General features: G+C 63.6%; 16 protein-coding genes. 5 read left to right on the top strand and 11 right to left on the bottom strand.

Annotated features, from left to right (window positions below; all coding sequences use genetic code 11):
* From IVA80_RS17920 to topA, 7 genes are all read right to left on the bottom strand, one after another.
* On the bottom strand, positions 1-675 hold a 675-nt coding region (locus IVA80_RS17920), incomplete at its 3' end, for an IS5 family transposase (RefSeq protein ID WP_247432836.1).
* 293 nt (positions 676-968) lie between these two features.
* Entirely contained in the window at positions 969-1,136 is a 168-nt protein-coding gene (rpmG, locus tag IVA80_RS17915) for a 50S ribosomal protein L33 (protein WP_007603295.1), read from the bottom strand.
* Between the two features lie 124 nt (positions 1,137-1,260).
* Positions 1,261-2,586: an LLM class flavin-dependent oxidoreductase gene (locus tag IVA80_RS17910; protein WP_247432834.1), complete on the bottom strand. Its 1,326-nt coding sequence runs from the start codon at positions 2,584-2,586 to the stop codon at positions 1,261-1,263.
* A 222-nt stretch (positions 2,587-2,808) separates the two neighbouring features.
* Entirely contained in the window at positions 2,809-3,558 is a 750-nt protein-coding gene (locus IVA80_RS17905) for an NUDIX domain-containing protein (RefSeq protein WP_247432831.1), read from the bottom strand.
* Between the two features lie 31 nt (positions 3,559-3,589).
* Positions 3,590-4,030, bottom strand: coding sequence for a DUF983 domain-containing protein (locus tag IVA80_RS17900; protein WP_247432828.1), 441 nt, complete (start codon positions 4,028-4,030; stop codon positions 3,590-3,592).
* Positions 4,024-6,360, bottom strand: a complete 2,337-nt coding sequence (gene rnr, locus IVA80_RS17895) for a ribonuclease R (protein WP_247432824.1) — start codon at positions 6,358-6,360, stop codon at positions 4,024-4,026. Before rnr ends, IVA80_RS17900 begins: the two co-directional genes overlap by 7 nt.
* Before the next feature lie 7 nt (positions 6,361-6,367).
* Entirely contained in the window at positions 6,368-9,130 is a 2,763-nt protein-coding gene (gene topA / locus IVA80_RS17890; RefSeq protein WP_247432821.1) for a type I DNA topoisomerase, read from the bottom strand.
* 227 nt (positions 9,131-9,357) lie between these two features.
* On the opposite strand from topA, the gene IVA80_RS17885 reads away from it, so the two are divergent.
* A complete protein-coding gene (locus tag IVA80_RS17885) occupies positions 9,358-9,597 on the top strand; it encodes a hypothetical protein (protein WP_247432818.1) in 240 nt (79 codons plus the stop codon).
* Between the two features lie 176 nt (positions 9,598-9,773).
* Here IVA80_RS17885 and IVA80_RS17880 read toward each other — a convergent pair whose 3' ends face one another.
* Positions 9,774-10,241 (bottom strand): helix-turn-helix domain-containing protein, encoded by a 468-nt coding sequence (locus IVA80_RS17880; protein WP_247432815.1) that lies wholly within the window; start codon positions 10,239-10,241, stop codon positions 9,774-9,776.
* A gap of 122 nt (positions 10,242-10,363) precedes the next feature.
* On the opposite strand from IVA80_RS17880, the gene IVA80_RS17875 reads away from it, so the two are divergent.
* Positions 10,364-11,137 carry an SDR family oxidoreductase gene (locus tag IVA80_RS17875; protein WP_247432812.1) on the top strand — a complete coding sequence of 258 codons (774 nt, stop codon included), beginning with the start codon at positions 10,364-10,366 and terminating at the stop codon, positions 11,135-11,137.
* 174 nt (positions 11,138-11,311) lie between these two features.
* Complete coding sequence (locus IVA80_RS17870; protein ID WP_247432809.1) at positions 11,312-11,494, top strand: hypothetical protein; 183 nt, start codon at positions 11,312-11,314, stop codon at positions 11,492-11,494.
* A gap of 73 nt (positions 11,495-11,567) precedes the next feature.
* Here IVA80_RS17870 and IVA80_RS17865 read toward each other — a convergent pair whose 3' ends face one another.
* On the bottom strand, positions 11,568-12,176 hold the full coding sequence (locus IVA80_RS17865) for an FMN-dependent NADH-azoreductase (RefSeq protein WP_247432806.1): 609 nt from the start codon (positions 12,174-12,176) through the stop codon (positions 11,568-11,570).
* A gap of 83 nt (positions 12,177-12,259) precedes the next feature.
* Here IVA80_RS17865 and IVA80_RS17860 point away from each other — a divergent pair, with 83 nt between their 5' ends.
* Positions 12,260-12,679, top strand: coding sequence for a helix-turn-helix domain-containing protein (locus IVA80_RS17860; RefSeq protein WP_247432803.1), 420 nt, complete (start codon positions 12,260-12,262; stop codon positions 12,677-12,679).
* A 56-nt stretch (positions 12,680-12,735) separates the two neighbouring features.
* Here IVA80_RS17860 and dprA read toward each other — a convergent pair whose 3' ends face one another.
* The gene (dprA, locus tag IVA80_RS17855) at positions 12,736-13,881 is read right to left on the bottom strand and encodes a DNA-processing protein DprA (protein WP_247432801.1); all 1,146 of its coding nucleotides are present in this window, start codon (positions 13,879-13,881) and stop codon (positions 12,736-12,738) included.
* A gap of 325 nt (positions 13,882-14,206) precedes the next feature.
* On the opposite strand from dprA, the gene IVA80_RS17850 reads away from it, so the two are divergent.
* On the top strand, positions 14,207-15,064 hold the full coding sequence (locus IVA80_RS17850) for a hypothetical protein (protein WP_247432798.1): 858 nt from the start codon (positions 14,207-14,209) through the stop codon (positions 15,062-15,064).
* Here the strand turns inward: IVA80_RS17850 and IVA80_RS17845 are convergent.
* The gene (locus IVA80_RS17845) at positions 15,012-15,233 is read right to left on the bottom strand and encodes a hypothetical protein (RefSeq protein ID WP_247432796.1); all 222 of its coding nucleotides are present in this window, start codon (positions 15,231-15,233) and stop codon (positions 15,012-15,014) included. The two genes, IVA80_RS17850 and IVA80_RS17845, sit on opposite strands and share 53 nt — an antisense overlap.
* Positions 15,234-15,315: the final 82 nt, after the last annotated feature.

Below are 15,315 nucleotides of genomic sequence, written 5' to 3'. Positions count from 1 at the left end.
GCGGCCGAGCAAGGTGCGCAGCTTCTTCAGCGCCCGGTTGGCGCGATTGAACTGCTTGGCGTGGGCATAACGCTGGTGCTGGATCAGGGCGAACTTGCCGACCCGTGTATAGGACTGGCGCAGAGTCACCCCGTGTTGCTTTGCCAGCCGCACGAGCTTCTCGCGTGCTCGGTTCAGCAGCCTGGCATCGGTGGGGAACATCACGTTCTTGGGCTGCACTGTGGTATCGACGATCACCTGTGACAGCTCGGACGGCTTGATCGCCTTGGTCCTGGTGGCCACCGACAGGCTTTCCTGGAGTAGCGCCTGCAACCGCTCCTCGCCCATGCGGTTGCGCCAGCGCGTCAGCGATGAACGATCGAACACCAGTCGGTGCTGGAAGAACTCCTCGCCGCAGAAATACTGGTAATAGGGGTTCTCAACCCAGCGCTCGCACAGTACCTCATCTGACAGGTCATAGGTGTGCTTGAGGATCGCCAGCCCGGCCATCAGTCGTGTCGGCAGCGGCGGATGACCGGGATCATCCGTGTAGACCTCGCCGAAGCGGCCTTCCAGGAACCGCCAGTCCACCGTTCGCGCCAGCCTCGCCAGCGGATGATCCATGTCGATGATCTGATCGAGCCGGGAGCGAAACAGATCCTGCTCGCCCGTCTCCCGCCGTTCCCGTGGCCGCATCTCGCTCTCCGCCGAAGCAGTGATACGACACAGAATCACGAATCAAATTTGCAAGGAATCCCCTTTCCAGCGGCCGGTTTCCGGCAAATTGGATTTCCACAGATCGTCGGTTTATGATTCCAAATCAACGGCTTGGCTATTCTTCACGGACGACTATCGACCTTGGGGCAACAGCAACAGGGTCCCGGCTCTGCGCAGCAGCGTTGCACGCTGCGGCGCGTCCGGGACACGAGAGGGTACAAAATGAAACGGGGCCCAGAGGGCCCCGCAAAAGTCTTCAACGTCCCGCGATCTTACTTGATCTTGGCTTCGCGGAATTCGACGTGCTTGCGCGCCACGGGATCGTACTTCTTCTTGACCAGCTTGTCGGTCATGGTGCGCGAATTCTTCTTGGCGACGTAGTAGAAGCCGGTGTCGGCCGAGGACACGAGCTTGACCTTGATGGTGACCGCTTTGGCCATGTTCAGAACCTCACGAATGACGGGAATCTGGAGCCGGCCAAATGGCCCGCGTTGGCCGGCAACCTAGCCAGAAACAGCTTGATGTCAAGGTTTTAGGGCTGAAAAACCACTCAAAACGGGCCGATCAGGCCTCGAAGAACCGGTTTTTCGGCCGCGGCAGGCCCAGATTCTCCCTCAAAGTGGGCCCTTCATATTCTTTGCGGAAAATCCCGCGGCGCTGCAGCTCCGGGACCACCTTGTCGACAAAATCGTCGAGCCCTGCGGGCAGGAACGGGAACATGATGTTGAAGCCGTCGGAGCCGCGACCGACCAACCATTCCTCCATCTGATCGGCGATGGTTTTGGCGGTGCCGACGAAGGCGAGCCCGCCATAGCCGCCGACGCGTTGCGCGAGCTGGCGGACGGTGAGCTTGTCGCGGGCGGCGAGGTCGACCATGCGCTGCCGGCCGCTCTTGCTGGCGTTGGTCTCGGGGATTTCCGGCAGGGGCCCGTCCGGATCGAAGCCGGAGGCATCGGTGCCGAGGATCACCGAGAGCGAGGCGATGGCGCTGTCGTAATGCACGCGGCTGTCGAGCAGCGCGCGCTTCTCCCTGGCTTCGTCGACGCTGTCGCCGACGACGACGAAGGCGCCGGGCAGGATCTTCAGGTGTTCAGGATCGCGGCCGACTTTCTCCATGCGGCCCTTGATGTCGGCATAAAGCTTCTGGCCGTCGGCGAGGCTGCCGCCGCCGGTGAACACCGCTTCCGCGGTTTCGGCCGCGAGCTGCCTGCCGTCCTCGGACGCGCCGGCCTGCACGATCACCGGCCAGCCCTGCACGGGGCGGGCGATATTGAGGGGGCCGCGCACCTTCAGGTATTTGCCGTTGTGGTCGAGCACATGCATCTTCGACGGATCGACGAATAGGCCGCTTTCGACGTCGCGAACAAAGGCGTCGTCGGCGAAGGAGTCCCAGAGGCCCGTGACGACGTCGTAGAACTCGCGGGCGCGCTTATAGCGCTCGGCGTGCTCCATGTGATCATCGAGGCCGAAATTCAGCGCCGCGTCCGGGTTCGAGGTGGTGACGATGTTCCAGCCGGCGCGGCCGCCGCTGAGATGGTCGAGCGAGGCGAAGCGGCGCGCGACGTGATAGGGCTCGTCGAAGGTGGTCGAACCCGTCGCAATCAGGCCGATCCGCTCGGTGACGGCCGAGAGCGCCGACAGCAGCGTGAACGGCTCGAACGAGGTCACGGTGTGGCTGCGCTTGAGCGCATTGACCGGCATGTTCAGCACGGCCAAATGATCGGCCATGAAGAAGGCGTCGAACTTGCCGGCCTCGAGCTTCTGGATCAGCTGCTTGATATGACCGAAGTTGAAATTGGCGTCGGGCCAGGCCCCCGGATAGCGCCAGGCGCCGGTGTGGATGCTGATCGGGCGCATGAACGCGCCAAGCTTGAGTTGCCGTTGTGCCATCGCCCGGTGTCCGTTCTTCGTGTCGTTCATCAGGACATAGGAACGAGCCGGAACTTCGCCATCGGACGAGGCGGGAAGATTATTTTGTTTTTCGCGACGCTCTCAGCACAATCCCGTCATTCCGGGGCGCCGCGCAGCGGCGAGCCCGGAATCCATTCGCGGCAGTCTCTGTGGCCCGATGGATTCCGGGCTCGCGCCAAGTGGCGCGCCCCGGAATGACGATCAGCTCAAAATATCCTTGTGCATCTTGCCGCCGTAGAAATGGAAGAACGGCACCGGTGCGTCGTGGCGGAGCGGGCCGGTGGCAAGCCGCGCGTCGAGCTCGTTGAGCACGTTGCGCGTCATTGGATGAAGGTCCGCGAGCGGCTTTGAGCCGAGCTCGACCCAGACCAGCTCGACCAGCTCGGCATCGGCATGAATCACGCCGTCGACGCGGTGGGTGATCGCGGAGGCGTCCGCGGTGAAGAACCGCGTATCGAAGCGCTTGACGCGGCCGGGCGGGGTGATCGCGCGCGCGATCAGGAATAGGCTGGAAGGGTCAGGCAGTAGGCCCGCATCCGCAAACGGCTTCCAATTGCCCTCGAGTTTGGCCTTTCCCTCGGCCTTGCGCCCGAGGCAGAGGCCGGTCTCCTCACAGGCCTCGCGGATCGCTGCAATGGCGAGCGATTTGGCGCGCGAGGCCGGTGTCTTCGGACTGCCTTTGGCGAGATTGGCTTCCAGCTCGGCAGTGATGGGCGCCGCACAGGGAACGCGGTGGTCATCCTTGTCGACGCGGCCGCCGGGGAAGACGAACTTTCCGGGCATGAACACCACCTTGTCGTGGCGCTTGCCGACCAGGACTTTTGGAACAGTGCCGCTGCGGTCGACCAGGATCAGCGTCGCCGCATCGCGGGGGCGGAAATAGGGATGGTGGTCGGCTTCCTTGCCCTCGTGGATCTTTGCCTTCTCGGCTGCCTGCGACGTATCCGTCATGTCCTCACCCAAACCGGTTTTTGATTATTGCCTAGACCGGCGGAATACCATCCGGAGGGTTGTCGTCAAAGCCGTGCATGCGCAGAGCCCATTGCAAGCCGACCACAGCTCCCTTCACCGGCTGCAACAGCGCGAGCGAGGCGACGAAGGTGAAGGGCAGGTAGGCGGCAAAGCTGAGCCAGACGGGCGTCGTGTAATTGGTCTCGATCCACAGGATGCCAGGCACCACGATATGGCCGACGATGACGATCACGAGATAGGCGGGCAAATCGTCGGCGCGATGCGGCGTGAAGTCGAGGTTGCACTTCGAGCAATTGTCCGCCGTCTTCAGGAAGGCGCGGAACAGCTTGCCTTTGCCGCAGCGCGGGCAGCGTCCACGAAAGCCGCAACTCATCGCAGCCCAGACGTCGCGCTTTTCGACGAGGCCGGTCTCGCGCGTCCAGATTTTTGGCGCCGTGTTCATCGCTACCACGCCTTGCCCTTTTCGCCCTTGCTCTTCCCCTTCTTCGCCTTGCCGGATTTCTTCTTCTCCGGCCTGTGCTTCTTCGGGCTGCGCCCGGGATGCGCCTTGAACGAGGGGCGGCGTTGCGGACCAGATTGCCTGCGGTCGCGCGGCGCGGTCTCGCCGGACGACGACAGAAGTTCGAAGCGTAGCGCACCTGCTATGGGTGCTGCTTCTATCAGACGGACGTCAACCACGTCACCCAGCCGATGCATGTTGCCGCTGCGCGTGCCGACCAGCGCGTGTCGGCTTTCGTCATAGTTGAAATATTCCGTGCCAAGGGACCTTATCGGGATCAATCCGTCGGCGCCGGTCTCGGCGAGCTTGACGAACAGACCGGCGCGCGTGACGCCGGAGACGCGGCCCTGGAAACTCGCGCCGATACGGTCGGCAAGATGATGCGCGATCAGCCGGTCGACGGTCTCGCGCTCCGCCTTCATGGCGCGCCGCTCGGTCACCGAGATGTGGGCGGCGACCTCGCCAAGGCTTTCCGGCGTCTCGCTGTCGGGCAGCGCGCCTTCGCCGAGGCCGAGCGCGCGGACCAGCGCGCGGTGCACGACGAGATCGGCATAGCGGCGGATCGGCGAGGTGAAATGCGCGTAGCGGCGCAGATTCAGGCCGAAATGACCGTAATTCTCGGAGGAATATTCAGCCTGTGCCTGGGCGCGCAGCACGACCTCGCTCACCAGCGGAAAGTGGTCGTGGCCTTCGAGCTGCGCCAGCACGCGATTGAACAAAGCGGGGCGCAGCGCGCCGCCTTTCGCGAAGGGGACGTCCAGCGTCTCCAGAAACTCTGCGAGAGCGTGGACTTTCTCCAGCGTCGGCTCGTCATGCACGCGGTAGATCAGCGGCAGCGACTTCTTCTCCAGCATCTCCGCTGCCGCGACATTGGCGAGGATCATGAACTCCTCGATCAGCTTGTGCGCATCGAGCCGGTCAGGCACGACGACGCGGTCGACCGTGCCGTCGCTCTTGAGCAGGATCTTGCGCTCGGGCAGATCGAGATTGAGCGGATCGCGTTCGTCGCGGGCGCGCTTGACGCAGGTATAGGCGGCGTAGAGCGGCCTCAGGATCGGATCGAGCAGGCGGCCGGTGATGTCGTCGGGCCGGCCGTCGATCGCGGCCTGCGCCTGCGCGTAACTCAGCTTGGCTGCCGAGCGCATCAGGATGCGGTGGAAGCTGTGCGAGCGCTTGCGGCCATCAGGGCCGATCACCATGCGCACCGCGAGCGCACCACGCGGCTCACCCGGCACCAGCGAGCAGAGATCGTTGGAGATCCGTTCGGGCAGCATCGGCACGACGCGGTCGGGGAAATAGACCGAGTTGCCGCGGTCGAGCGCATCGCGGTCGAGCGCGGTGCCCGGCTGCACGTAGAAGCTCACATCGGCGATGGCGACGTTGACGATGAAGCCGCCTCTGTTGTTCGGATCGTCGTCGGCCTGCGCATGCACGGCGTCGTCGTGATCCTTTGCATCCGGCGGATCGATGGTGACGAGCGGAACGTCGCGCCAATCCTCGCGTCCCCTAAGCTTCGCGGGCTCCGCCGCTTCCGCTTCGCGCTCTGCCGCGGGGCGGAATTGCAGCGGGATGTCGTGAGCGTAGATCGCGATCAGGCTGATCGCCTTCTCCGACTTGACCGAGCCGAGCTTCTCCTTGATCCGACCGGAAGCGAGGCCAAAGCTGCGCGAGCGGACGATGTCGACGCTGACGAGATCGCCGTCCTGGGCGCCCTGCGTGTCGGTGGTGGCGATGTTCAGCTCGCGATCGGCGGACTTCTTGTCGACGGGGATCAGCCGTCCGCCGCCTTCAGGCAGGCTGCGGAACACGCCGAGGATGCGGCTCCTGGCTTTGTCGAAAACCTTGATGATGTGGCCGCGATAGGCCGGACCTTCGGTCTCGTCCGAGCGATCGACGCGCAGCAGCGCGCGGTCGCCGACGCCGGCGGCGGTGCCGGGCTTCGGCCGGCGCGGCATTGCGATCAGGATTTTTGGCGGCTCGCCGCTTTCGACCTCGTCCCATTCGGCGGGGGAGGCGATCAGCTCGCCGTCCGCGTCGCGGCCGGTGATGTCGGCGACCAGCGTCGGCGGCAGGCTGTCCGGCTCTGAAATCTTGTGGCGCTTCTTCTTGACGACACCGTCATCGGCGAGTTCACGCAGCATGCGCCTGAGCTCGGCGCGATCGGCGTTTTTCAGGCCGAACTCGCGCGCGATCTCGCGGGTGCCGACATTTCCGTGGTTTGCCTTGATGAAGGCGACGATGGCATTCCGGTCGGGAAAGCCATGGTCATTCTTGCGTTTCACTTAACCTCTATTTCGTGCCGGCACTCTTCTTGGCCGGAGCCTTGGTCGCGGATGCCTTGGTCGGCGACGTCTTGACTGCAGAAGTCTTGGCCGTCGACGGCACGGCGGCGCGCGCCTTGCTGGTTGATTCCGTTTTCGATTTGGCCGCGGCTTTCTTCGCGGCAGCTTTCTTGGGTTTCGGCGCGGCGTCCGCGCCGTCCGCAGCCTTTTTGGCCTTGGCCGGCTTCGCCGCCTTCTTCACCTTCTTGCCGCCGCTCTTTCCGCCACCTTTGGCCGCGCGCTCGTCGATCAGCGCGATCGCCTGCGGCAGCGTGACGGTGTCCTTTTCGAATTCGGCAGGGATCGTCGCGTTGACGCCGCCTGCCGTCACATAGGCGCCGTAGCGGCCGCTCTTCACGGTGACGGTGCCGAGCGTCGGGTGATCGCCGATGGCCCTGCCGGGATCGGCGCCGAAGCGGCGGCTCGGGCCCTTCGCGACCCTTTCCGCGATCAGGGTCACCGCGCGATTGAGGCCGATGTCGAAGACTTCGTCGCCGGCCTCCAGGCTGGCGTAGGTCTTCTCATGCTTCACGAACGGCCCGAAGCGGCCGAGACCTGCGGTGATCGGCTGACCGGTTTCCGGATGCTTGCCGATCTCGCGCGGCAGCGACAACAGTTTTAGCGCGAGCTCAAGCTCGACATCGCCGGGCGAAGTGCCCTTCGGAATGCCCGCGCGCTTCGGCTTCTCGCCTTCCGCGTAGTCCTTCTGCTCGCCGAGCTGGATGTAGGGGCCGAACCGGCCGGCCTTGACCCAGACGTCGAATCCCGTGTCGGGATCCTGGCCGAGCGAACGGTCGGCGCTGGCTTCGCCATCGGCGGCGAGCTGACGGGTGTAGCGGCATTCCGGATAGTTCGAGCAGCCGACGAAGGCGCCGAACTTGCCGGCCTTGAGATTGAGCCGGCCGTTGCCGCAGCTCGGACACTGCCTGATGTCACCGCCGTCGGTGCGGGGCGGATAGATGTGCTGTCCCAGCATGTCGTCGAGCACGTCGAGCACCTGCGCGACGCGCAGATCCTTGATCTCGTCGACGGCGCCGATGAAGCCGCTCCAGAAATCCTTCAGCACCTGCTGCCAGGAGATCTCGTTGTTGGAGATGCGGTCGAGCTGCTCTTCCAGATTGGCGGTGAAGTCATATTCGACATAGCGGCTGAAGAAGCTTTCGAGGAAGGCGACGACGACGCGGCCCTTGTCCTCGCCATGCAGGCGCTTCTTCTCCAGCTTGACGTAGCCGCGGTCCTTGAGGACCTGGAGGATCGAGGCATAGGTCGAGGGCCGGCCGATGCCGAGCTCTTCCATGCGCTTGACCAGCGAGGCCTCCGAGAAGCGCGGCGGCGGTTCGGTGAAATGCTGGGTGACGGCGAGCGACTGCCGCTTCAAGGCGTCGCCCGAGCTCATCGCCGGCAGACGGCGCGAGTCATCGTCCTCCTCGTCGTCGCGGCCTTCCTGGTAGAGCGCCAGAAAACCATCGAACTTGACGACCTGGCCGGTGGCGCGCAGCTCCAGCGCACGGCCGCCGACCTTCGCCGCGATGTCGACGGTGGTGCGCTCGAGCTCGGCGGATTCCATCTGGCTGGCGATGGTGCGCTTCCAGATCAGTTCGTAAAGCCTGGCCTGATCCTGGTCGAGCTTGCGGCTCATGCTGTCGGGGCGGCGCGACATGTCGGTCGGGCGGATCGCTTCGTGCGCTTCCTGCGCGTTTTTGGCCTTGGCCTGGTACTGGCGCGGCGCCTCCGGCACATAGGCGTTGCCGTAGTCCTCGCCGATCACCTTGCGCGCCTGGGTGATCGCGGACGGATCGATCTGCACGCCGTCGGTACGCATATAAGTAATGAGTCCGGTGGTCTCGCCGCCGATGTCGATGCCCTCATAGAGGCGCTGGGCAATGCGCATCGTGTGCGCCGGCGCAAAGCCGTATTTGCGGCTGGCTTCCTGCTGCAGCGTCGAGGTGGTGAAAGGCGCCTGCGGATTGCGCCGCGCCGGCTTCGCGTCGACCGCGGTCACGGCATAAGCGGCCGCTTCCAGCGCCTTCTTGAAATCCTCGGCTTCCGCGCCGGTTCCGATGTCGAGACGCTGGATCTTCTTGCCGTCGGCACCGACCAGGCGCGCCTCGAAAGCATCGCCGCGCGGCGTCAGCAGGGTCGCGATCAGCGACCAGTATTCGCGCGCAACGAACTTTTCGATTTCGAGCTCGCGGTCGCAGACCAGCCGCAACGCCACCGACTGCACGCGGCCGGCCGAGCGGGCGCCCGGCAGCTTGCGCCACAGCACGGGGGAGAGGGTGAAGCCGACCAGATAGTCCAGCGCGCGGCGCGCCATATAGGCGTCGACCAGCGCGCCGTCGATCTGGCGCGGATGCTTCATGGCGTCCGTGACCGCCTGCTTGGTGATGGCGTTGAACACCACGCGTTCGATCTTGTGGTCTTTCAGCGCGCGTTTCTCTTTCAGCACCTCCAGTACGTGCCAGGAGATGGCCTCGCCCTCGCGATCAGGGTCGGTGGCGAGAATCAGACGGTCAGCACCCTTCAGGGACTTGGCGATGTCATTGAGCCGGCCGGCCGCCTTGGGGTCGATCTCCCAGATCATCTTGAAATTGGCCTCGGGGTCGACGGAGCCGTTCTTCGCCGGCAAGTCCCGGACATGGCCGAACGAGGCCAGAACCTCGTAGGCCGAGCCCAGATACTTGTTGATCGTCTTGGCCTTCGCCGGCGACTCCACAATGACGATATTCATGTAGTTCCAGTAACTTATGGGGAAATATTAGGCCGAATTCGAAAAGATTCGGATCGGCCGTTTCGACCCGAACATGGGTGGTGAGGCCCCCGCTGTCAAATCGAGGCGTGTTGAAAGACGCCCGGATCGGAAAAGTTTCATATCGAAAAAGTTGCAAACTACCACCTTTGAGTTGCGGCCGATGTCGGCGTAATGTTTCTGCGGGGCATGGATTCGGATGGGGTCTGGTGACTAAGCCAGGAAAGAAACGGGCGCGCGCCGCATCCGGCACGCCGGTAGGCTCGCATCATGAGGAACCGGGGGAGGGCGGGGTCGACGAAGCCGTCGCCTTCATCGCCGAGCAGGCGGCAGCATTGCGCAAGCTCGCCGAGCGCCACAAGCTCGATGTGCTGCATTATCTCCTGGGCATGACCAAGCTCGAGGCCGATGAGCACGTGCGGCTGCGGAGCAAGCGCAAGCTGTCGTGAAGCTGGTCGATAGCTAGACCGTCATCCTGAGGCGTGAGGGGAGCGATGCGCAGCATCGCGCCGGGAGCCTCGAAGGATGAGCGGCCGAGATGCAGCCGGGCCGTCGCCCTTCGAGGCTCGTCCTGCGTCGCAGGACGAGCCTCAGGATGTCGGTGAGAGATTTGAGCGCGCTGTCGTCAGGCCGACCGGCGGCGTGGCGCCGGCCGCGGCTTCAGCGTCGTGTCCGCGGGGCTGAGCAGGCGGCCGTCCTCCGCGCGCAGCTCGAGCTTCCGCACCGGGCGGCCTTTCTCGCGATCCACCAGAATCGTCGCGATCTCCTCGGGGTGATCGTCGAACGCCTCGCTCCATTGCCGCAGCGCGACCAGGATCGGGAAGGTGCCGCGGCCTTTCGGCGTCAGCACATATTCCTGATAGGCGCTGCCATCGGAGGCGGGGGCCGTTGCCAGAATGCCGTGGTCGACCAGCGCACGCAGGCGCACCGCCAGAATGTTCTTGGCCATGCCGAGCTTGCTCTGGAATTCGCCGAAGCGGCGCACGCCGAACAGCGCTTCGCGGATGATCAGCAGCGACCACCAGTCGCCGATCGCTTCCAGCGACCGCGCGATCGGGCAGGCATCGCCCTCAAAGCTCGTTCGTTTCACCATCGTGTTTCGTCCACAGTGTTGGTCAGGTTTCCCGCGCCGATCACGCGCTTGTGTGGTTGCATCATAAAACCATGTGCCCTAGATGGCAATCTAGTTTTATGATGCAACTACTGGAGGCGAACGTGAGACTGAAGAACAAGACGGCCCTGATCACCGGCGGCAACAGCGGCATTGGACTGGCGACGGCAAAACTGTTCGTGACCGAGGGCGCCAAGGTGGTGATCACCGGGCGCAACAAGGAGACGCTGGAAGCTGCCGCGAAGGAGCTCGGACCGAACGCGCTCGCGCTCGCCGCCGATGCCACCGACATTGCCGCCACTGAAGCCGCGATCAAGAAGGGCGCCGAAAAATTCGGCAAGTTCGATATCGTGTTCGCCAATGCCGGGATCGCCGGCGGCACGCCGCTCGGTTCGGCGATGCTTGAGACTTTCGAGAAGGTGATCAGCACCAACCTGACCGGCGTGTTCTTCACCGTTCAGTCGGCGCTGCCTTACCTCAATGACAATGCCTCGATCATTCTCAACGGCTCCGTGATCTCAGTGCTCGGCATTCCCGGCTACTCGGCCTATGGCGCGGCGAAGGCCGGCGTGCGCGCGATGGCGCGGATCATGGCATCGGAGCTGTCGCCGCGCGGCATCCGCGTCAACGTGGTCGCACCGGGCGCGATCCGCACGCCGATCTGGGGGCCGGCGACCGCGACGCCCGAAGCCGAGAAGGCTTTCGAGAAGCGCATCGCATTGTCGACGCCGCTAGGCCGCATCGGTGAAACAGATCACGTTGCGAAGACGGTGCTGTTCCTCGCTTCGGACGATTCTGCGCACGTACAGGGCCAGGAGATCTTCGTCGATGGCGGCGCGGTTGCCTCGCCGAGCGGCGCGCCGATCTATCGCGGCTGATCAAATGAAGTGCAAATTGAATCAGGCGGCACAGCCTGAGCGGTTGTGCCGGCCAGTCCCTCTCTTGCGAGACGTACTTCTCTGAACGTTGCGTGGTGCGTTGAACCTTCGCTTGTGCTGCAAAGACCCTTTTACGGGCAGGGGGTCATAAGACTCATTTTCAGGGAGCCCGAAATGCCGAAAGCAGCCCGCATTTCCTCGTCGATTTCAGCACGGCATATTTACTCCGAACGTTCCACCATTCCGGCCAAGCGCTTCGACAGCTCCGAGCTCATCGGCGTGGCCCTTTTCTCCGGCATCGGCCTGTTCGTATCGCTCGTCGCCGTCATCCTGGGCGTCCAGGGCTCCTGGTTTTAAATTTCGCCGAACGCACGCCCGTCGGCCAGCCGCCGCAGGCATTCCGGCGGCGGCTGACGACATTGGCGAAGCGTCAGGCCGCCTGAAGGCCGTTCGCCGCCTGGAGCGCGCCGGCGAGCGACTTCTCGCGGTGGTCCGGGCCGACCTTAATGCCGTCAGCGATGATGAATTCAGGATTCTGGATGCCCATGAAGCCTAATACGCCGCGCAGATAGCTTTCGAGGTGCTCCAGCGCCGCGGCAGGTGTATCCGCGCCGTAATAGCCGCCGCGCGAGATCGCCACGATCACGCGCTTGGCGCCGGCGAGGCCCTGCGGGCCATTCTCGCCATATTTGAAAGTCTTGCCCGCCACCAGAACGCGGTCGATCCAGGCCTTGAGCTGGCTCGGGATAGTGAAATTGTACATGGGCGCGCCAATCACCACGATATCGGCATCAAGGAATTCATTGAGCACGGCCGCGCTGGCAGCGAGGTCGGGTGCAAGCTCCGCCGGCGCGGGCGCGCCTTGCGCGGCCGCGAGGTGGGATCCGGAGAGATGGGCGAGCGGGGTCTGGGTCAGGTCGCGGTAGACGACGTCAAGTGAAGGTGTGGCCTGCCGCAGCCGGTCCACGACGGCGGCAGAAACCTGCCGGCTGACGGAGTGGGGGCCGAGCACGCTGGAGTCGATATGGAGGAGTTTCATTTGGGTCACCCATGGTATATGTTTGTAACCAGAGCTAGATGAGTGACTATCGAAATCCCCGCAAGAACGCACTTTTTTGAGCCATGGGCACATCTCTGAAACCTGCACACATCGATTTACCTGCCGCGCCAAGGTCCGATCAAAGGCCGGATCCCGAGCATGCGGATTGCCGCGGGGTCGCTTCCGTGCTGTCCCGCGTCGGCGATAAATGGAGCGTCTTCGTCATCATGATGCTGAGCGATGGGCCGAAGCGCTTCAACGAGCTCAAGCGCATGATCAACGGCATCTCGCAGCGGATGCTGACCCTGACGCTGCGAGGGCTCGAGCGCGACGGCTTGGTAACGCGCACGATTTTCGCGACCATTCCACCGCGTGTGGACTATGAGCTGACCGATCTTGGCCGCGGGCTGCAACAGCCGGTGAGGGCGCTGGGGGAGTGGGCGATCGAGCACCAGACGCAGATCGCGGCGGCGCGAGCGCGGTTCGACGCGCGCAATGCATAGCGTTTTCGAGCGAAGTGGATACCGGTTCGCGTGAAGAAAACGCGTCAAAAAAAGACCTAAAGCAGCGACACCAGCCCGCCGCCGCGGCGCTCGAGCCGGCCGGCAAGCTCGAGCTCCAGCAGCACGGTGCGCACGATCGCGGGCGAGGCGCCGGACATCCGCACAAGATCGTCGATTGAGATTGGCGTGGGGCCGAGGAGACCAGTGATCTGACCGCGGTCGTGCCCTTGCGGATCGCTCTCGAACGGCTCGCTGTCGGGCTCGCTCGCCGGATGCATCAGCGGGCGATCCATGATCGGCTGCACTGCGTTGACGATGTCGGAAGCTTCCGTGACCAGCGTTGCGCCCTGCTTGATCAGATCGTTGGTGCCGGCGGCGCGCGGGTCGAGCGGCGAGCCGGGCACTGCGAACACTTCGCGGCCCTGTTCGGCCGCCATGCGCGCGGTGATCAGCGAGCCCGAGCGGTGCGCCGCCTCCACCACCACGACGCCGAGCGCGGCGCCCGAGATCAGCCGGTTGCGGCGGGGAAAGTCGCGGGCACGCGGCTCGTGGCCGAGCGGCATCTCGGAGATCGCCGCGCCCTCGTGATCGAGGATCGAGGCGAGCAGGTCGCCATGCTCGGGCGGGTAGATGCAATCATGGCCGCCGGCGAGCACGGCGATCGTGCCGCTCTCGATGCTCGCGCGATGCGCGGCCTGATCGACGCCGCGGGCGAGCCCGGAGATGATGACAAAACCGGCTTCGCCGAGCTCGCGCGCGAGTTGGCCGGCGAATTTCAGTCCGGCGCCAGAAGCGTTGCGCGAGCCGACGATGGCGATGATCGGCCGCATCAAGGTTTTTGTATCGCCGCGCAGGGCGAGCAGCGGCGGGGCGTCATCGAGCATCGCCAGCCGCGCCGGGTAGCCGTCTTCGCCCGGCGCCTGCCAGGTGATGCCGAATTTGCGGCTTGCAGCGAGCTCGGCCTTCGCCTCATCGGCGCTACAGATGCGCCCCGATCGCTGCGCACCGCCGCGGCGCGCGAGATCGGGCAGCCGCTCCAGCGCCGCATGCGCCGTGCCGAAATGATTGACCAGCGAGCGGAAGGTGCGCGGTCCGACATTGTCGGAGCGGATCAGCCGCAGGCGGTCGATCCGGTCGGCCTCGGTCAGCAGTTCCACACTGGGATTGATGGCGTCCACGGCGTCTCCTTGCAGGCACAGCATGGAACAACCTGAGGGCGTGGGCAACAGCTGCGTGCGCTTGCGCGACCTCGTTCCGATGCTAAAAGCGATCCCAAATTGCCATGGTGCTCCCCAGGGCGGAGGAGGAATGGGGGTAGCGGGCCTGTCGCCTTCCTCAAGGCCGAGATGAATAAGGCCGATGTCACTATGCCGAGCTAGTGAAGCGGTTGAAAAGCGCGGTCTTGAGGAGACCGAAGTCAATCTCACCATGAAGCTGAAGAGAGGCGCAGTTTCCGCGATATTGTTCCTTGCGTGTGTTGCGGCCCTAGAACTCGAACAGGTAGTCTTGAAGGAAATCTAGGCGGGGTTGTCGGTGTTTCAGCGTTGGTTGGTCTGGCTACTATTCGCGGCCATCATGGGATTTGCGTTGGGAGGCAGCTTTGCTTGGAAAATAATGTATACGCCTCCAAGCCAACACGCATCCAACAACCAGGAAGTCGAGCAGCCCGCCGAACATCATGACCATAAGAACGGGTTTTGGGAAAAAGCGTCCGACGATCCCGTTGCCTATTTCACCCTTTGGCTGGTCGGATTCACCGGAGTTCTTGCTGTCTCGACCATAGGTCTCTGGATAGTAACTTGGCGGGCTAGTGCTTCGCAGGCCCGCGACATGCAGGAATCCATCGCGGCTGCTAAGGATTCCGCCGACATCGCGCGGACCTCCCTGATTTCTACGCAGCGGGCCTACGTTCGCGTCGCAAACTTCCCTTGGCTATGGCGCGGTGATACCGACAGGCCGGGAAAGGTTTTCTATGACATAACTCCCATCATCGAGAACGGCGGAAATACGCAAACTGTTGATGCTAAAATTAACGTCAACTTTGCTCTTAGCGACGACCCATTGCCGCAAGGTTTCGATTTCCCATTTGCGGCCGACCACGGTTTTACGCTGATAGGGGCTCACCAAGCAGTTGGCGCAGGCAACGTTGTCATTCTCGACGACGACCTACTCTCGGTACAAAGCGGGAAAAAATTCTTCTACATCTGGGGAGTTGTCACTTACCGAGATGTTTTCCCCAATACCCCAGAGCGCGTTACTGAATTTTGTACCCAGATCAGTAGAGTCCTTGGGAACCCCTTGGACCCCCGTGAGATTGGCAATCCCAAGGGTACTACAGTCGAAATTCACTTCCGTATATACCCAGAGCACCAAAGGACAACTTAGCGACAGCCGCCCAGTTGATCCCTTCCGGCCCTTGTGGCGTTTGCTCCACAATGCCGCGCGGCCCGACATTGTCGGAGCGGATCAGCCGCAGACGGTCGATCCGCTCGGCTTCGGTCAGCTCCACACTGGGATTGATGGCGTCCACGGCGGCTCCTTGCAGGCGCAGCATGGAACAACCTGAGGGCGTGGGCAACAGCTGCGTGCGCTTGCGCGGCCTCGTTCCGATGCTAAAAGCGATGCCAATAAGAAGG

Source organism: Bradyrhizobium sp. 139 (assembly GCF_023074175.1).
Taxonomy (GTDB): domain Bacteria; phylum Pseudomonadota; class Alphaproteobacteria; order Rhizobiales; family Xanthobacteraceae; genus Bradyrhizobium.
The sequence above is the reverse complement of the archived record's forward strand: the minus strand, read 5'-3'. Positions and strand labels throughout refer to the sequence as shown.

What these genes read in the sequence shown, in the direction of transcription:
- rpmG (WP_007603295.1), bottom strand. Translation starts at nt 1,136, where the DNA reads ATGGCCAAAGCGGTCACCATCAAGGTCAAGCTCGTGTCCTCGGCCGAC.
- IVA80_RS17910 (WP_247432834.1), bottom strand. Translation starts at nt 2,586, where the DNA reads ATGGCACAACGGCAACTCAAGCTTGGCGCGTTCATGCGCCCGATCAGC.
- IVA80_RS17905 (WP_247432831.1), bottom strand. Translation starts at nt 3,558, where the DNA reads ATGACGGATACGTCGCAGGCAGCCGAGAAGGCAAAGATCCACGAGGGC.
- topA (WP_247432821.1), bottom strand. Translation starts at nt 9,130, where the DNA reads ATGAATATCGTCATTGTGGAGTCGCCGGCGAAGGCCAAGACGATCAAC.
- IVA80_RS17880 (WP_247432815.1), bottom strand. Translation starts at nt 10,241, where the DNA reads ATGGTGAAACGAACGAGCTTTGAGGGCGATGCCTGCCCGATCGCGCGG.
- IVA80_RS17870 (WP_247432809.1), top strand. Translation starts at nt 11,312, where the DNA reads ATGCCGAAAGCAGCCCGCATTTCCTCGTCGATTTCAGCACGGCATATT.
- IVA80_RS17865 (WP_247432806.1), bottom strand. Translation starts at nt 12,176, where the DNA reads ATGAAACTCCTCCATATCGACTCCAGCGTGCTCGGCCCCCACTCCGTC.
- IVA80_RS17860 (WP_247432803.1), top strand. Translation starts at nt 12,260, where the DNA reads ATGGGCACATCTCTGAAACCTGCACACATCGATTTACCTGCCGCGCCA.
- dprA (WP_247432801.1), bottom strand. Translation starts at nt 13,881, where the DNA reads ATGCTGTGCCTGCAAGGAGACGCCGTGGACGCCATCAATCCCAGTGTG.
- IVA80_RS17845 (WP_247432796.1), bottom strand. Translation starts at nt 15,233, where the DNA reads ATGCTGCGCCTGCAAGGAGCCGCCGTGGACGCCATCAATCCCAGTGTG.